This is a genomic window from Chroococcidiopsis cubana SAG 39.79 (assembly GCF_003991895.1).
In the GTDB taxonomy this organism is placed as follows: domain Bacteria; phylum Cyanobacteriota; class Cyanobacteriia; order Cyanobacteriales; family Chroococcidiopsidaceae; genus Chroococcidiopsis; species Chroococcidiopsis thermalis.
In genome coordinates, this window is sequence record NZ_RSCK01000046.1 from 13672 (window position 1) to 29799 (window position 16128).

The window sequence follows — 16128 nt, forward strand, 5'->3', positions numbered from 1 at the left end:
CTCTTAGGTAATGAAGACCGTTCCGATTGTAGCCTGTTTCACAAAATTTGGGCAGATTTAGTGTTCTAATTTTGAAGTCAGAAGGTCAAGACAAGTTCAATTGTTTCCCAATTTGTATTTACACCTACGAATTACATCTTAAATTTGTCTTCCGCAATCTGGAGAAAAATCGCGTAGATCTACCCAGGTTGCAGAGTGCAAATTGATGGTGAAGTGTAATGCTTAGTAGTGTAAGACAACAGGAGCAGAGCGTTTTTTGCCATTGCGTGTTTTGCGAGGAAAAATAGTCTAGACCACCTATTCAGCCTTGTTTAGTCGTTCATGTGTCCCCTAAGCGCGATTGACAATAGTAGTACCAGTAACTCTGCACTGGTGCGGAGATAGGTTTTGGCATTTTCCAAAACATCAAACTTACCACTTAGTGCAAATGTTCTAATTTTGATTGAGATGCAACTGATTCGATCGTCAATCATAATCACAAGTTAACTGAGGTTGTACGGATATTTCAACCTACGTGTTCTTGACAAACTAATAAACTTTTCTCTGTCATTGTAATTAATACTGAAGGCAGATGACAGCTCCCCTCACGAGAAATTCACTAAATTTGTGTCAAAAAGAGCGATCGCCACTAGTCAAAGAAGAGAAAAAACCTTGATTCGTAAGGGATAGAGATTGTTGCCACAAGGTATCGATCGTGACAAATTCGTAACCCAAGCTTAACAATTGAGGAATTAAGAGAGCAGCAACATCGGCAACATCTGTACCACCACAAGCACCGTCGTGCAGTACGATCAGCGAACCGTTTTGTACCTGCTGCATGACCCGTTGAACGACAACAGCTACCCCAGGACAAACCCAATCTTCAGGAACCACACTCCACATTACGGGTCTGTAGTCCCATTGATGTAACAAATTTAAGGTTTGAGGTGTAAATAAACCATTTGGCGGACGGACATCACGCACGCGAGCAGTAGGCAAGTCACAAGCAGTCGCGATCGCCTCTTGGGTAGCTACCAGGCTGTGTTGCAATTCGGTAGGTGTCAGCATGGGAAAAGAGCGATGGTCGTAACCGTGATTACCGATCCAATGTCCTCGTTGGTAAATTGCTTTGGCAAGCTCGGGAGAGCGTCGAACGCAAGCACCCAGCCAAAAGAAACTAGCAGGGATGGCATAGCGGTCTAAAACTTCTAGTAACTTAGGCGTATGGGAAGGATGGGGACCGTCATCGAAAGTCAAAGCGATCGAGCGGGCGCGATCGTGTCCAGACCACAAGCAACTAGGAAACGACGGCTTGAGAATTCGATACATTAGGGGTAAGAAGGGAGCTAGCTGCATTAATGAGGGAGTAGAGAGTAGGGAGTAGGGAAAGTTAAAAGTCAAAAGTTAAAAGTTAAAATTTCCCGACTCGCTGATAACTGATAACTGATAACTGACAACTGATGAGCAATTCTTGGTATGGACTGATGGTAGTGGGGGGTGCGATCGCGATCGCCCTAAGTGGTTGTTCTAATCTAACAATTGACCAATACGAAGCCACTGCAAAAACAATTTACACTTGGCAAGTCAAATACGCCATCGACCTTAATAACAAATCACCTCGATTTGAAACTTTTGCTTCCACGTCCTTAATCAATCGTAATGGAATTAAACCAATGGGTGCAGTGACTGGTCCCGACGATCGAGGATTGTGGTGGGCGGCTCTACCACCACGCCCTACAGTAGACGAGGTAGAACAAAGAAAGAAATCGGGCGAACGGGCGAGTACTCCAGAGTTAATCAAATCTGTGGAGTATCAGTTTAGTTATCCCCAAGGCGATCGCCAAGTCACTTTACCGACGAATTATCAAGTCTATCGCCAAGTGGTCAAAGCTTACCCCACGCGCACGCCCTTAAAACTGACTTTGGGAGTCACCGATAAATCAGTAGAAAAAGCAGAACCCGTGAATCAGTGACCAGTTATCAGTGACTAGTGACTAGTGGCTAGCTATTAGCAAATGACCAATGACCAATGACCAATAACAAATTATGTTTTTACCACCTGGATTTGAACAGCGTTCTGTGATGACCTCATTAGGCAGAATGGTTTACTATACTGATGCTGGAGAGCCTTGGCTGAAAGATGGAGCTGATAATGCTGAGAAACCAACTTTAGTCTTTTTACATGGTTTTGGTGGCGGATCTTCAGCTTACGAATGGTCGAAGGTTTATCCAGCTTTTGCTGCGGAGTATCGCATTATCGCGCCCGATTTAATTGGCTGGGGGCGATCGGAGCATCCAGCACGGAACTATCGCGTTGAAGATTATTTAACAACGATCGCGGAATTTTTAGAACAGACTTGTCAGGGTGCGGTAACAGTTATTGCTTCCTCTCTGACAGCAGCGATGGTTGTTAGGGTAGCGATCGCTCGTCCAGAATTATTTCAATCTTTAATCTTGACTACACCTGCCGGACTATCTGATTTTGGCGAAAACTATTCCCGTAGTTTCTTTGCTCAAATCGTCAGCGTTCCCATTCTCGATCGCTTGCTCTACAGCACGGGGGTTGCTACGAGTAACGGGATTCGTAGTTTCTTAGAACAGCGCCAGTTTGCCCAGCCCAACCGTATTTATGAAGAAATAGTTGCTGCTTACCTCGAATCTGCGACTCAACCAAACGCTGAGTACGCCGCCTTATCTTTTGTCCGTGGCGACTTGTGCTTCGACTTATCTCTCTATATTCCCCAACTGACCGTTCCTACAGCTATCATTTGGGGACAAAAATCTGAATTCACTTCCCCAGAAATCGGACAGCGATTTGCCCAGATCAATCCTCAAGCCATTAAGATTTTTCAAAAATTACCAGAAGTCGGCTTGACACCACAGCTAGAACTTCCAGCCGTGACAATCGGACTGATTCGGCAATTTTTACCTTCCTTAACTAGCTCTGTAGCTGCTGTTGTATAAACTCTTTACGGAGGCAAATTCTTGCGTCTCCACTCTCAATTCCGAATTCCGAATTCCGTAGCTTGCTTCCCCGCAGGGGTATTCCGAATTCTCATTCATCCTTTTTCTGGAAATCTTAGAGCGATGACACCACCAGTAAAATCATAGTTAAAGCCTTCTAGCTGAGCAGGAATGCCAATTTTAAGTTTGCTGTTACCAATAACTGGACCATTTTTGGTTAATTGAGCGTTGCCTTCTAAAGTGACGACCATATCCATAATGTATTGATTTTCGCGTGGATCGGGCAAAACTTTCACGGAGCCATCAGGTTGAGGTACGAGGGTGGTTCTCGGTAGTTGTTTAACAGCTTTCACGCCTACCTGACCGTAAGGCTGATTGCGGATAATGATGTTGGTTTTTCCACCTGGCTTTAGTCCCTGCTCAAATAGCTGTTGCGGATCGCGCACGCTCAAACCCCGCACGATCACGTCAATTTCTACAGGTTTGGTAGTCACGCCAATTTGCGCTCCAGAAGTGCCAGGGAAGAAAAAGATCCCCACCACTACCAAGAAGATGACTAAGGCTGCTCCGATGTCGAGGAGACTGACTTTACCAAATAAACGCCCTTGGGAATCTAAAATTTTCATACTTAAGGGAAGAGACGAGGGAACAAGGGAAACAAGTCAAAAGTCAAAAGTCAAAAGTCAAAATTAACTGGTTGCTGGTCGCTAGTCAATGAAAGGGTAGCACGATTCTACTGCGATGAGAGATATTTTACGATTTGAATAGACAAGAATCGGGGAGACTATATTTCTTCCCCTTATCCCCCTTGTCCCCCTTGTCCCCCTTGTCCCCCTTGTCCCCCTTATCGCCTTTCTCATTCCCCTATATGGCAACCAAAAGCTTTTTTGCCCGTCTATCACTACAGCAAGTTTAAAAATTTTTCAGTCTTTCAAACAACAATTCCCGGCGATGTTCAACCTATTCTTTTCGTTCTCTCGTCGCATCCAGCGTCGCTGGCTTTATCCGCTCATATCACTATCAGTAGTCATCGGCTTACTGATTGGTTCGGCTGGGTTGGCAAAAGCCATTTCCTGGTTCGATCTCATTCAACAGGGAGCGCAAATCATCCAACTGTCTGATGTTTCTGAGGAAGAGGAAGTCGAGTTAGGCAAGCAAATTAACCAACAGATGGTTGGGAAAGAATTCCGCCTCTATCGCAATCCGAGCGTCAATCGTTATGTTGAACGGGTAGGAGAACGGGTAGCGGCTGAAAGCGATCGCCCTAATCTTCCTTACCAGTTTCAAATTGTAGACAATAACAGCGTCAATGCCTTTGCTACGGCTGGGGGTTTTGTCTATGTCACTACTGAATTGCTGCGTACTGCCGATAACGAAGCAGAATTAGCTAGCGTACTAGGTCACGAAATCGGTCACATTACTAATCGTCACTTAATTAAGCAAATGCGTAGCACGGCGATCGCGGGAGGACTGGCAACTGCGGCTGGCTTAAACCGTAACCGAGCTGTGGCGATTGGTGTCGATCTGGCTTTACGCCGTCCTAACAGTCGTAAAGATGAGTACGAAGCAGATACGACAGGGTTAGAGATGTTAGGACAAGCTGGCTACGATCGAGAAGCAATGGTTTCGTTTATGGAGAAATTATTAAAGAAAGGTGGTTCCACACCTGCTGTTTTGAGTACTCATCCAGCCACTCAGAGCCGTATTGCCAGATTAAGAGAAGCGATCGACTCTCAAGCAGCAGATGAGGGCGATGGGTTAGATAGCGCCGCTTACAGAGCTAGAATTCGCCCGCTTTCACGTTAATTTTTATTTGTAGAGACGTTCGGTAGAGTGTCTCTACAATCGCGCTAACACCTGGGCAGGATTAATGCGAATCGCGGCTTCCGACAGAGGCAATGTCCGAACTAGCTTATCGTAGACATCGACTTGATAAACAATCTGATTATTGATATCAACTGCTGTGAGCCAACCGCTTCTGGGATGATAAGCACCAGTATCGATATCCAACCAACCTTGTCCTTGGGCAAGTTCTCCAGGGCGTACTCCTGGTAGGGTAAACGTGATTGTATGACCGACAATAATGAGTTTGTTTTCAAAGAAGGGCTGCTTCATGCTGTGGAATTCCTGCCGCACCCAACAAAATTGCTCGACTGACTGCTCTTCCAAGGGAAGCCTGGGATCGAGTCCAGCATGAGCTAACCAAATATCGCCTAAGTCGAGGTGAGTAGGCAAGGTTTGCAGCCATTCGATATGATCGCGAGGAATAGTGGCTGTTTTGTAACTGCTTAAAGTCTCATATCCGCCGCTATAAAGCCAAGCTTGGCGAATTTGATTGGAAGCGCGTTTAGTTAACACATCTAGCAGCATTTGTTCGTGATTGCCAAGCAAGCAATAGTAAGGACTTTGCTTGACAAAATCAACGACTTGTGCGCTTTGCGGTCCGCGATCAATTAAGTCTCCCAAGAAATAAACTTCATCGGCTGCGCCAGGGGCGATCGCCTCAAGCAAAATCATCAGTCCGTCATAGTGACCGTGCACATCACCGATAATAATGCGACGTTGGTGCGCTGCGCTCATAGAAGTTTTGGGTTAACAATAATACCGCTTGTTGTTTCCAGCCTATCTGTACTCAAGGAGATATTGGTTAAAGAATGGATGAAGAATGTTTGGAAGATATTAATCTTTCATTTTAATTATGGCTTAAGCCAAAAAAATCAGCTCTAGTAAAATTAAGTAAGTATGAATGTAGCCGATTTAACAGTTGCCAAAATTAACGCTCTAGTCGTCCCAACCACCGAGGAGTGGGTAGAACAAGCAATCGCTAACTTGGATACCATCTTATTGGATCATTCCCAATGCGAACGCAAAGCAGCTGGGGTAGCTCTAAATTTAATATTTCGTTACCCTTCGAGCCAAAAATTAGTCCGATCGCTAACAGCGATCGCCCGGGAAGAACTGGAACACTTCGAGCAGGTGAACCAATGGTTGGAACGGCGAGGAATTCCTCTAGCACCCTTAGCACCACCTCCTTACGGCGCGGGGTTAAAGGCGCAAATTCGTGCCAAAGAGCCAGAACGGATGTTGGATTCTTTGCTCGTCTCTGGTTTGATTGAAGCTCGCAGTCACGAACGGTTAGGACTTTTAGCCACGCATTGCCCAGAACCAGAGCTAGCTAAATTTTATCGCGGTTTGATGGCTTCGGAAGCGAGGCACTTTGGAACTTATTGGGTTTTAGCTGATACTTATTTCGATCGCGCTGCGTTTACCCAAAGGCTAGAAGAATTAGCAGTGGTAGAAAGTCAGTTATTATCAACATTACATCCTCAACCGAGGATTCATAGTTAGTTGGTCATTGGTCATTGGTCACGAGTAAGTAGCGAGTAGTGAGTAGTGTTTTGACTTTCGACTTTTGAATTTTGACTTTCCCATTACCCATTACCAGTTATGCAAGCTATTTACAAAGATTTTCTCATTCGAGATTGGAGCCAAAGCGATCGCAATCTGGTGGCAGCGGTTATTGGTTCTGTGTTGGCAGAATATAGTTTGGATTGGGAACCTCTAGGTGCTGACCGAGATGTGTTGGAGGTCGAAAATTATTATTTAGCCACCGGTGGAGAGTTTTGGGTAGTAGAATCCCAGGGTCAAGTAGTGGGAACGGCTGGTTACTATCCTTTCCATCGTGGCGAGACAGCTGTAGAAATTAGAAAAATGTATCTTCTATCCCAAGCTAGAAAGTTGGGTTTGGGGAGATTTTTATTACAAGAGTTAGAAAAAGCGATCGCAGCGAAGGGATTTCAGCAAATTTGGATTGAAACTGCCAGCGTTCTTGTAGAAGCGATTAAATTATACGAAAGCAGCGGCTATCAACCTGCAACAGGGGTAGAAACAGCACGCTGCGATCGCATTTATGTCAAAAATTTGTAGAGACGTTACACGTAACGTCTCTACAAAAACTAAATCAGCGATCGATGTTCATTCTGGTCACTGGTCACTGGTCACTGGTCACTGTTAAAAAGCATCCTGCAATTCGTAGAAGTCGGGGGAGACGTAATCTTTACGTAAGGGAAAACCAACCCAATCTTCAGGCATGAGCAGCCGTTTCAAATTTGGATGTCCTTCATAGACGATGCCAAACATATCGTACGATTCTCGTTCTTGCCAGTCTACGGCTTTCCAAATCCAGTAAACCGAAGGTATGCGGGGGTCTTCTCTAGGCAGAAAAACTTTAATCCGCACTTCCTCTGGTCTGTCAGCATTATCGCTCAGCTTGATTAAATGATACATGCTGACTAAATCTTGTCCTGGACCAGAATCGTAGCCGCACTGACACTGGAGATAGTTAAAACCGTAAGCATATAGTGCTGTGGCGATCGGCAAGAGAAAATTGCGATCGACTTTAATAATCTCCACTCCCAAGTGGTCTGGCTCCATAACTTCGTGATCGAAGCCGTTTTCCTTCAACCACTTGGAAGTCTTTCCCGCTTCGACAATTTTTGTTTCTTCGGCAGGTACGGGTTTAGTCTCTTCTTTTGTTTCTTCTTCAGCCACGGTTCACTTCCTCTTTTTTGGCAACAGATTGCAGGGCTGGTGGTATGGGCATACCAATTGCCTCTGTCAGCTCCTTCGGTGGCGCTTGCCGTGTAGCAACCTGTAGATATTTACCATCGCTGATAGGTGGTACAACCTTCATGCTATGGGTCGTGCTGTAGTAGCGGTGAGTTTGCTTGATTGGAGTCCGCTCCTGCATCGACTCGTTCGCAATTTTCTTGCGTAACTTGATGATGGCATCGATGATAGCTTCGGGACGAGGAGGGCAACCAGGTAAGTAAACATCGACGGGAATCAATTTATCGACACCCCGCACGGCGGTTGGCGAATCCACGCTGAACATACCACCAGTGATAGTGCAAGCTCCCATAGCAATGACGTACTTGGGGTTTGGCATTTGTTCGTAGAGCCGCACCAACTGCGGAGCCATCTTCATCGTGATCGTGCCAGCTGTGATGATTAAGTCAGCTTGACGGGGGCTAGAACGGGGGATGAGTCCGAAGCGATCGAAGTCAAATCGCGAGCCAATTAAAGCAGCAAATTCGATAAAGCAGCACGCCGTACCAAACAATAGAGGCCACAAACTAGAGAGTCTAGACCAGTTATAGAGATCGTCAACCGTGGTGAGAATGACGTTTTCAGATAGTTCTTGAGTAACTGAAGGGCGCTCGATTGGGTTAATGATGCGTTCTTTTTGTCCGGCTGGATCGATATTTAAGACCATTCCAAAGCTCCTTTACGCCATGCATATACAAGGGCAACAACTAAGATTGCAATGAAAATGAGGGCTTCGATAAAAGCCAACAGACCGAGGCTGTGGAATGCAACTGCCCAAGGATAGAGAAATACTGTTTCTACATCAAAGACCACGAAGACCAGTGCAAACATATAGTAGCGGATATTGAACTGAATCCAGGCTCCGCCTATGGGTTCCATGCCTGATTCGTATGTCGTCCGGCGTTCTGGGCTGCGTCCGCTCGGTCGGAGGAGCTTAGATGCAGAAAGGGCAAGCGCTGGAACTAAACTACAGATTAAGAGGAAGCCTAGTAAATACTCGTAGCCGCTAAGAACAAACACGATGGATAATTACCGTTGCTAGAGTCAATAATTTTGTTATCTGTCTTTACATATTATATATATTTGGGTTTCACGCACTAGCAAAACCTAACCCTTGGCATCATTCGATTCAGTTCTGCTTCTGATTGAGAAAATCTATGCATGAGTTAGGGATGAGGAGCGAGGAGCGAGGAGTGAGGAAAATTCGGAATTTGTTAAGAGAGAGTGGTGCATGTTAATCAGTCACTGGTCACTGGTCACTGGTCACTGATAACTGCTCCCTTACCCCTTGTAGAAGAAGTCATTTCGCGTCATAATTTTTAACATGATTTTAAGTTTTGCGCCTCTACTTTCTCATTTGCCTTACTATGAGCGAACCAGCTATTGATACCCAAGCGCTAGACCGATATGAATGTCGGGCTTGCGGCTATGTGTACGAACCCGATCGCGGCGATGATAAGCACGATATTGCCCCTGGCATACCATTTGCAGAACTATCTTCTACTTGGCGATGTCCAGTTTGTGGAGCGCGTAAAAACGCATTTGCCAACATTGGTCCAGTGGGACAAGCCTCTGGCTTTAAGGAAAATCTCGGCTACGGGCTTGGCGTGAATCAGCTCACTCCAGGTCAGAAGAACATTTTGATCTTTGGTGCTTTAGCATTAGCCGTCTTGTTTTTTCTCAGCCTATATGGGTTACAGTGAACCTGCTGTCAGGCAAGCTTGGTGCAGACGGCGATCGCCTAACCATATATCTGTATGCTGACAAGTAGATAGGCTTTCATTCGACCTATCGGCATACTGAAATATTCTTACAATACATTCAATTTGTTTAAGTAGAGCACGTAAAATCAGCATGTTTTCACCGTTAAAATTTTGGCAAAAGATTGTTGTCCTCGTAGCAGTCGTCTTGCTGTGCGTCGGCTGTAGTAGCGTTCCCTCTACTAGTTACAATCCTTGGGAGGTAGTTACTTTACCAACGGATGTTAACTTGCAAGATGTTGGCTTTACGGACGATACCCAACATGGCTGGTTAGTGGGGAATAAATCTGCTCTATTTGAAACTAAGGATGGTGGCAAAACCTGGCAGCAGAAGAGTTTGGATTTAGGTGACAAAAACTTTATTCTGTCTTCCGTGAGTTTTTCCGGTCAAGAAGGATGGATTGTTGGCGAACCATCTTTACTGCTACATACAAATGATGGTGGCGAAACTTGGTCGCGGATTCTCTTAAGTGAAAAGCTACCAGGCAACCCAAACACAATCGTGGCGCTGGGGCAACAGTCAGCGGAGATGACTACAGATGTAGGCGCAATTTACCGCACTACTGACGGTGGTAAAAACTGGAAAGCAATGGTACAGGAAGCCGTAGGCGTGCTGCGAAACGTGGCGCGTTCTGAAGATGGTAAGTACATTGCTGTTTCTGCTAAGGGGAATTTCTATTCAACCTGGGAACCAGGTCAAACGGCATGGCAAGGTCATAACCGGAATAGTTCCCGTCGCCTGCAAAATATGGGATTTGGTAAAGACGGGCGTGTATGGATGCTGGCACGAGGCGGTCAGGTGCAATTTACTAAGGCAGATAATACAGAAGAATGGGAAGAAGTACAAAATCCAGAGTTATCTACTAGTTGGGGATTGTTAGATTTGGCTTACCGGACACCTGAAGAAATTTGGGTGACTGGTGGTAGCGGTAATCTACTTTGCAGTCCAGATGGCGGAAAAACTTGGCAAAAAGACCGAGGCGTAGAATCAGTCCCCTCGAATCTTTACAAGATCGTCTTTCTCTCTCCAGAGAAAGGATTTATTATCGGTCAGCGCGGAATTTTGCTGCGTTATCAAGGTCAAGCAGAATCAGCTTAATGAATTTGGGGAGTCGGGAAGAAAGAGACAAGGGAGACAAGAGAGACAAGGGAGACAAGGAAGAAACTCTAGCCACTAGCGCCTAGCTACTGATAGCTGTCTACTGTCAACCAATTATCAAATGTTCGCAGCCATTCTTTACTCCCGACTAATCGCTAACTACTGGTCAAGGTTTCGTATGATAATGAGTAAGAAAGTAATGGTTCTTAATGGAGGAAGGTAAATGTCAGGAACGACAGGCGAGCGTCCGTTTTCGGATATTATTACCAGCGTGCGTTACTGGGTGATTCACAGTATTACGATTCCAGCTTTGTTTATCGCTGGCTGGTTATTTGTTAGTACTGGTCTTGCCTATGATGTATTTGGAACACCCCGACCAAACGAATACTATCCCCAAGAACGGCAAGAGTTGCCAATCGTGAGCGATCGCTTTGAAAGCAGAAAACAGATCGAGGAATTTATAGGAAAGTAGTTTGAAATGAATACCAATCAAGTCAATCAACCAATTCAATATCCAATTTTTACCGTCCGCTGGCTAGCCGTTCACACCTTAGCTGTACCGACAGTATTTTTCTTAGGTGCGATCGCTTCTATGCAGTTTATTCAGCGATAGGAGAAGTTTATGCCATTAGAGAGATCGAAAAACCCTAATAACCAGCCTGTAGAATTAAACCGGACTTCCCTATACTTGGGTTTGCTGCTAATATTCGTGCTGGGCATTTTGTTTTCTAGTTATTTCTTCAACTAACTAGATTCAAGGCTGTTGTCTTTAATTTATCTAACCGTGTAATTTAGGTAGGAGAAAAAGCTGTGTCTGGAAGTGGAAGAATACCCCTTTGGGTTGTAGCAACTATTGCTGGTTTGGGCGTGATTGTTGTTGTTGGAACATTCTTTTACGGTTCTTACACTCATTTAGGTTCCTCGTTGTAAGAACTTTTGCAAAAGTCAAAAGGCAAAAGCCAAAAGTCAAAAATTATGACGTTCCTATTGGAGACTTTTGACAGACCTTGAACGATCGCCCTAATTCTGCAATGCTGTACTAGCTAGCTGAAGTTCTTGGGATCGAGTATATCGTTATCGACAATAATGCTAAAAAAACCGCTTATCCAGTTTAGGTAAGCGGTTTTTAATTAGGGATTAGGAAACAGGGCTGAGTTAACAGAGTTATAGCGTGGAAAGATGAGGACATGAAAGCAGCTTGTCTTCTTTACATGAAAGGTATTTTCCTTCTGCCCTCAGCATAACTGCCTTCTGCCATAGTCCCGAACTCTCTAGATCCCTGAGGGGTCTTCACGCTCGATGTAGAGAAACAACAAAGCCATTGCTACGGAAGGAAATACTAGAACCGTCAGCGGAACTAGGATTGATGGTAAAAACGATGCTGAAAACATATTGCTAGATTCCTTATGAATATAAGACTACAACCAAAAACGAATTTACTGCAATTTGCGATCGCTGCGGCATTTTCTAAAAATTTTTAACAATAGTGAAGTAGGATTAAGCGCCTCTCAGCAAAGTACTAGAGGTCGCGATCGCCACAATTTCCTCATTTCAGTATTTCAGAATACTTTTATTCTGGCATTTTTATTGTATACAGTATACTTAAATAAATTTAATTGGATGGCGCGATCGCATTGGTCAAGCACTTTTATGCAGCCCAGTGGCTGACTCGTCTAAGATCGATCGCGAAGTCACTTTTTAACTATGTGGATTTAGAAAGTGCAGCAATTATCACCAGAACGCTTAATTTTAACCATCAATGGCGAAACAGTCCGCCTAAAAGATGTCTCACCTACGATAACGCTGTTAGAGTACTTGCGGCAAAGCGGACGCATCGGGACGAAAGAAGGCTGTGGGGATGGCGACTGTGGAGCATGTACTGTTGCCATTGTAGGTGAAGGCGCGGATGGAAAACCCCACTATCAAGCAGTGAATAGCTGTCTTATTCCCTTGGGTGCAGTAGCGGGAAGAGAAATTATTACTGTAGAAGGGGTTGCCAACGGACAGTTACACCCAGTTCAAGCCGCAATGGTAGAAACAGGTGGTTCCCAGTGTGGCTACTGTACCCCTGGCTTTATTATGAGTATGTTCGCTGCCTACTACGATCGCCAAGTAGACGATATGGCAATAGAAGGAAACTTGTGCCGTTGTACGGGATATTTGCCAATTCGCCGTGCTGCCCAACAAGTGATGCAAATGCAGCCGCCAAGCGATTGTTTCAGCCAGAAGGTAGCACAAGCAACAACTGAAGTCAGTCAAATTAGCTACAGTTGTGAAAACCAAAAGTTTTATCGCCCGACGCAACTACAGACAGTTTTAGAATTACTGCAACAGCATCCTGGCGCTAGCTTAGTCGCAGGGGCAACAGACTTAGGACTGGAAATGAGCCATCATAGCAAAAGCTTTCCGGTGCTGATTTCCTTAGAAGCGGTAGCAGAGTTGAAAACGCTGACAAATATACCAGAATTGGTGGAAATTGGGGCAGCAGTACCACTAAGTCATATTGAAGAAAACCTACGCGGTGTCTTTCCAGCAATGGATGAGATGCTGCACTGGTTTGCGGCGCGTCAAATCAGAAATCGAGCCACATTAGGCGGTAATATCGGTACAGCTTCACCAATTGGCGACTTGCCTCCAGTATTACTCGCTTTAGATGCCCAACTGCGTATAGCTGGAATTGGGGGTAAAAGAATTCTTTCCTTGGCAGATTTCTTCAAAGGATATAGAAAAACAGATTTGCAGCCAGGAGAAGTCATCGTCTCCGTTCAAATTCCCAAAAACATTACACCTGGCGCGACTCGCCGCTTGAGTCAATCTTATAAAGTAGGCAAACGCGGCACGGACGATATTAGTATTGTCGCAGCCGCATTTACGATCGATTTAGGCGATCGCGATCGAATCGAACACGCCAGACTCGCATATGGCGGAGTTGCCGCAACACCAGCCAGGGCAGTAGCAGTAGAATCGAAGCTAATTGGCAAACCCTGGAATGCCGAAACAGTAAAACAAGCCAAGCAAGAATTGAAACAAGCCTTCACACCACTTACCGACTTGCGAGGTAGCGCCGAGTATCGCAAGATGCTAGTTGCGAATTTGTTTGAGAAGTTTTTTGTGGAAATGGGTAATGGGTAGTTGGTAGTTGGTAGTTGTTAGTGATTTTGACTTTTAACTTTTAGCTTTTGACTTCCTTATCTTTGCGCCTCTGCGTCTTTGCGCGACCAAAATCACATAACCTTGAGGGGGACGAGATGACAGTAGGGAAAACAAGAAGCCACGAAAGCGCCGCCGGACACGTCAGCGGCAAAGCAATTTATACTGATGACCAACGCTTACCAGCAGGGATGCTTTCCCTCTACCCTGTATTATCTCCTCATGCAAAAGCGCGAATTACAAAAATCGATCCTGCTGGCGCATATGAAATTGATGGTGTCGTCACAGTCATCACCGCCGCAGACGTACCAGGCGTAAACGATACTGGAACGATTGTCTACGATGAAATCCTGCTTCCCGACAAGGAAATTAGTTACTACGGACAAGCAGTAGTTTGGGTAGCAGGGGAAACCGATGAAGTTGCAAGACTGGGTGCAGAAAAAGTTGTCGTCGAATACGAACCACTAGAACCAATTCTGACGATAAAAGACGCGATCGCAGCAGGTAGCTTTCATCTTAAACCGAGAGTGATTAAACGAGGCGATCCAACAACAGCTTTACAGCAGGTAGATTGCTATGTTGAAGGCGAAATGGCAATGAACGGTCAGGATCATTTCTACCTGGAAACCCATGCGAGTTGGGTCATACCAGACGGAGAAGGTAATTACCAAGTCTATGCTTCTACCCAGCATCCCACAGAAACACAAATTGTCGTTTCCCGCGTGTTGGGAATTAATAAGAATCAAGTTGTCGTCACTTGTATCAGAATGGGTGGCGGATTTGGCGGAAAAGAATCGCAAGCAAATCCTTTTGCAGGTGTAGCCGCGATCGCAGCATGTAAAACAGGTCGTCCGGTGCGAGTAAAATTAAAACGTCACCACGATATGATTTTGACGGGCAAGCGTCACGGCTTTTTAGGACAATATAAAGTCGGTTTTACTAATGATGGCAAAATCGTTGCTTTAGATGTAGATTTATACGCCGATGGTGGCTGGAGTTTGGATTTGTCGCCTCCCGTACTTTTGCGGGCAATGTTACATGTAGATAATGCTTATTACATTCCCCATTTAGAAGTCAGAGGACAAATTGCCAAAACTAACAAAGTCTCGAATACAGCATTTCGAGGTTTTGGCGGTCCTCAAGGCATGGTAGTTATTGAAGATATTATGGATCGAGTAGCACGGTATTTGGGTTTACCGCCAGAAGTGGTGCGAGAACGCAACTTTTACCACGGGGAAGGAGAAACGAATACGACTCATTACGACCAAGAAATTTTTGATAACCGCATTACTAAAGTTTGGCAACAGGTAAAAGATAGCTCGAATTTTACCGCACGTAGAGAGGCGATCGCGCAGTACAACCAAGCTAGCACTTACAAAAAACGCGGTTTGGCAATTACTCCGATTAAATTCGGGATTTCATTTAATAAAACTCAATACAACCAAGCAGGCGCATTAGTCCTCATCTACACCGACGGTAGCATTCAACTGAATCACGGCGGTACGGAAATGGGACAGGGGTTGCATACCAAAATGTTGCAAGTCGCCGCCCAAACGCTAGGGGTAAAGATCGAACGCCTGCGGATCATGCCTACGAGTACGGAAAAAGTACCGAATACCTCTGCAACTGCTGCTTCTAGCGGTGCAGACTTAAACGGACAAGCGGTGAAAGATGCTTGCGAAACGCTGAAATCTCGGCTGGCTGTGGTGGCGGCTGGGTTATTAAAGTTGGATACACCCGAAGAGATGGTATTTGCTGACGATTGGATTTACTGTCGCACTTACCCTTCAGCGCGAATTCATTTTGAAGAGGTGACGAAACAGGCGTATGGCGATCGCATTAGTCTTGCTGCTACAGGGTATTATCGCACTCCTAATATTTATTGGGATGATGCGACGGGTAAAGGCAGACCGTTTTACTATTATGCTTACGGGGCGGCGGTGAGTGAAGTTGAGGTAGACGGCTTTACAGGTAACTTTAAGTTACGACAAGTTGACATCGTGCATGATGTGGGAGAATCTTTAAATCCCTTAGTCGATCGCGGGCAAATTGAAGGTGGTTTCGTACAAGGGATGGGTTGGCTGACGATGGAAGAGTTGGTGTGGGATGAGAAAGGACGCATTCGCACTTATGCCCCTAGTACGTATAAAATTCCTACAATTGGGGAAATACCGGAAAGTTTCAATTTACATTTGTTAGAACGGGCGGCTCAAGATGGGGTAATTTATGGTAGTAAAGCTGTCGGCGAACCCCCGTTGATGTTGGCGCTTTCGGTACGGGAAGCGATTCGGGCAGCAGTGGCGGCGTTTGGGGATACAGATTACGTTCCTTTAGCTTCTCCTGCAACTCCTGAAGCTATTTTATGGGCAGTTGAATACGTCCGCGATCGCGCTACTGAAGCTGTGGAAGCAGTGGGGGAACCGCAGCCTGTTTCGGGTTAGGATCGAATTATAATAGACTCTTTGGGGGGTTGGGAGTCTCCAAGATATACGATTCAATTTCGAGTCTTAGCCCCCTTTTTAAGGGGGTTGGGGGATCTCCAAGATCTTCGATTTTGCAGATTGAAAT

22 protein-coding genes are annotated in these 16128 nt (G+C 45.3%); 13 read left to right on the forward strand and 9 right to left on the reverse strand.

The genetic code is table 11. From position 1 onward, the window contains the following. Nucleotides 1-311: 311 nt before the first annotated feature. On the reverse strand, nt 312-473 hold the full coding sequence (locus tag DSM107010_RS38670; RefSeq protein ID WP_158631848.1) for a hypothetical protein: 162 nt from the start codon (nt 471-473) through the stop codon (nt 312-314). A 136-nt stretch (nt 474-609) separates the two neighbouring features. Then, the gene (locus tag DSM107010_RS22890) at nt 610-1335 is read right to left on the reverse strand and encodes a polysaccharide deacetylase family protein (RefSeq protein WP_015154020.1); all 726 of its coding nucleotides are present in this window, start codon (nt 1333-1335) and stop codon (nt 610-612) included. Between the two features lie 104 nt (nt 1336-1439). On the opposite strand from DSM107010_RS22890, the gene DSM107010_RS22895 reads away from it, so the two are divergent. After that, nucleotides 1440-1952: a hypothetical protein gene (locus DSM107010_RS22895; RefSeq protein WP_106168633.1), complete on the forward strand. Its 513-nt coding sequence runs from the start codon at nt 1440-1442 to the stop codon at nt 1950-1952. A gap of 73 nt (nt 1953-2025) precedes the next feature. Continuing rightward, nucleotides 2026-2943: an alpha/beta fold hydrolase gene (locus tag DSM107010_RS22900; protein ID WP_106168632.1), complete on the forward strand. Its 918-nt coding sequence runs from the start codon at nt 2026-2028 to the stop codon at nt 2941-2943. Between the two features lie 95 nt (nt 2944-3038). Here DSM107010_RS22900 and DSM107010_RS22905 read toward each other — a convergent pair whose 3' ends face one another. Then, nucleotides 3039-3569 (reverse strand): DUF4330 domain-containing protein, encoded by a 531-nt coding sequence (locus tag DSM107010_RS22905; RefSeq protein WP_015154017.1) that lies wholly within the window; start codon nt 3567-3569, stop codon nt 3039-3041. A gap of 325 nt (nt 3570-3894) precedes the next feature. Here DSM107010_RS22905 and DSM107010_RS22910 point away from each other — a divergent pair, with 325 nt between their 5' ends. Next, on the forward strand, nt 3895-4749 hold the full coding sequence (locus DSM107010_RS22910) for a M48 family metallopeptidase (protein ID WP_127024030.1): 855 nt from the start codon (nt 3895-3897) through the stop codon (nt 4747-4749). Nucleotides 4750-4782: 33 nt separating this feature from the next. On the opposite strand, the gene DSM107010_RS22915 is transcribed toward DSM107010_RS22910, so the two are convergent. After that, the gene (locus tag DSM107010_RS22915; protein ID WP_015154015.1) at nt 4783-5523 is read right to left on the reverse strand and encodes a metallophosphoesterase family protein; all 741 of its coding nucleotides are present in this window, start codon (nt 5521-5523) and stop codon (nt 4783-4785) included. 162 nt (nt 5524-5685) lie between these two features. On the opposite strand from DSM107010_RS22915, the gene DSM107010_RS22920 reads away from it, so the two are divergent. Beyond that, nucleotides 5686-6291 carry a MiaE family protein gene (locus DSM107010_RS22920; protein ID WP_106169439.1) on the forward strand — a complete coding sequence of 202 codons (606 nt, stop codon included), beginning with the start codon at nt 5686-5688 and terminating at the stop codon, nt 6289-6291. 99 nt (nt 6292-6390) lie between these two features. Then, a complete protein-coding gene (locus DSM107010_RS22925) occupies nt 6391-6870 on the forward strand; it encodes a GNAT family N-acetyltransferase (protein ID WP_015154013.1) in 480 nt (159 codons plus the stop codon). 84 nt (nt 6871-6954) lie between these two features. On the opposite strand, the gene DSM107010_RS22930 is transcribed toward DSM107010_RS22925, so the two are convergent. From DSM107010_RS22930 to ndhC, 3 genes are read right to left on the reverse strand one after another with little or no spacing between them, the layout of a single operon-like run. Beyond that, a complete protein-coding gene (locus DSM107010_RS22930; protein WP_015154012.1) occupies nt 6955-7494 on the reverse strand; it encodes an NAD(P)H-quinone oxidoreductase subunit J in 540 nt (179 codons plus the stop codon). Next, nucleotides 7487-8218 carry a photosynthetic/respiratory NAD(P)H-quinone oxidoreductase subunit K gene (gene ndhK / locus DSM107010_RS22935; protein ID WP_015154011.1) on the reverse strand — a complete coding sequence of 244 codons (732 nt, stop codon included), beginning with the start codon at nt 8216-8218 and terminating at the stop codon, nt 7487-7489. Before ndhK ends, DSM107010_RS22930 begins: the two co-directional genes overlap by 8 nt. Then, nucleotides 8209-8571, reverse strand: a complete 363-nt coding sequence (gene ndhC, locus DSM107010_RS22940; RefSeq protein ID WP_015154010.1) for a photosynthetic/respiratory NAD(P)H-quinone oxidoreductase subunit C — start codon at nt 8569-8571, stop codon at nt 8209-8211. The genes ndhK and ndhC overlap by 10 nt, the downstream gene beginning before the upstream one ends. Nucleotides 8572-8918: 347 nt before the next feature. Here ndhC and DSM107010_RS22945 point away from each other — a divergent pair, with 347 nt between their 5' ends. Then, nucleotides 8919-9254, forward strand: coding sequence for a rubredoxin (locus DSM107010_RS22945; protein ID WP_015154009.1), 336 nt, complete (start codon nt 8919-8921; stop codon nt 9252-9254). Here the strand turns inward: DSM107010_RS22945 and DSM107010_RS38675 are convergent. After that, nucleotides 9246-9407 carry a hypothetical protein gene (locus DSM107010_RS38675; RefSeq protein WP_158266018.1) on the reverse strand — a complete coding sequence of 54 codons (162 nt, stop codon included), beginning with the start codon at nt 9405-9407 and terminating at the stop codon, nt 9246-9248. The genes DSM107010_RS22945 and DSM107010_RS38675 overlap by 9 nt on opposite strands. Between DSM107010_RS38675 and DSM107010_RS22950 the strand changes: the two genes are divergently transcribed. The 5 genes from DSM107010_RS22950 (at nt 9406) to DSM107010_RS22970 (ending at nt 11340) form a co-directional block, all read left to right on the forward strand. Beyond that, on the forward strand, nt 9406-10410 hold the full coding sequence (locus tag DSM107010_RS22950) for a photosynthesis system II assembly factor Ycf48 (protein ID WP_015154008.1): 1005 nt from the start codon (nt 9406-9408) through the stop codon (nt 10408-10410). The genes DSM107010_RS38675 and DSM107010_RS22950 overlap by 2 nt on opposite strands. A gap of 223 nt (nt 10411-10633) precedes the next feature. Further along, nucleotides 10634-10882 (forward strand): cytochrome b559 subunit alpha, encoded by a 249-nt coding sequence (gene psbE, locus DSM107010_RS22955; protein ID WP_015154007.1) that lies wholly within the window; start codon nt 10634-10636, stop codon nt 10880-10882. A 6-nt stretch (nt 10883-10888) separates the two neighbouring features. Next, entirely contained in the window at nt 10889-11023 is a 135-nt protein-coding gene (gene psbF / locus DSM107010_RS22960; RefSeq protein ID WP_015154006.1) for a cytochrome b559 subunit beta, read from the forward strand. 9 nt (nt 11024-11032) lie between these two features. Beyond that, complete coding sequence (locus tag DSM107010_RS22965; protein WP_015154005.1) at nt 11033-11158, forward strand: photosystem II reaction center protein PsbL; 126 nt, start codon at nt 11033-11035, stop codon at nt 11156-11158. Nucleotides 11159-11220: 62 nt separating this feature from the next. Then, on the forward strand, nt 11221-11340 hold the full coding sequence (locus tag DSM107010_RS22970) for a photosystem II reaction center protein J (RefSeq protein ID WP_015154004.1): 120 nt from the start codon (nt 11221-11223) through the stop codon (nt 11338-11340). A 341-nt stretch (nt 11341-11681) separates the two neighbouring features. Here the strand turns inward: DSM107010_RS22970 and psaI are convergent, their stop codons facing one another. Then, nucleotides 11682-11801 carry a photosystem I reaction center subunit VIII gene (psaI, locus tag DSM107010_RS22975; RefSeq protein WP_015154003.1) on the reverse strand — a complete coding sequence of 40 codons (120 nt, stop codon included), beginning with the start codon at nt 11799-11801 and terminating at the stop codon, nt 11682-11684. 328 nt (nt 11802-12129) lie between these two features. Between psaI and xdhA the strand changes: the two genes are divergently transcribed. Together xdhA and xdhB are read left to right on the forward strand one after the other, a co-directional pair. Next, on the forward strand, nt 12130-13542 hold the full coding sequence (xdhA, locus tag DSM107010_RS22980) for a xanthine dehydrogenase small subunit (protein ID WP_106166610.1): 1413 nt from the start codon (nt 12130-12132) through the stop codon (nt 13540-13542). Between the two features lie 116 nt (nt 13543-13658). Continuing rightward, on the forward strand, nt 13659-16001 hold the full coding sequence (gene xdhB, locus DSM107010_RS22985; RefSeq protein ID WP_106166611.1) for a xanthine dehydrogenase molybdopterin binding subunit: 2343 nt from the start codon (nt 13659-13661) through the stop codon (nt 15999-16001). Nucleotides 16002-16128 lie beyond the last annotated feature (127 nt).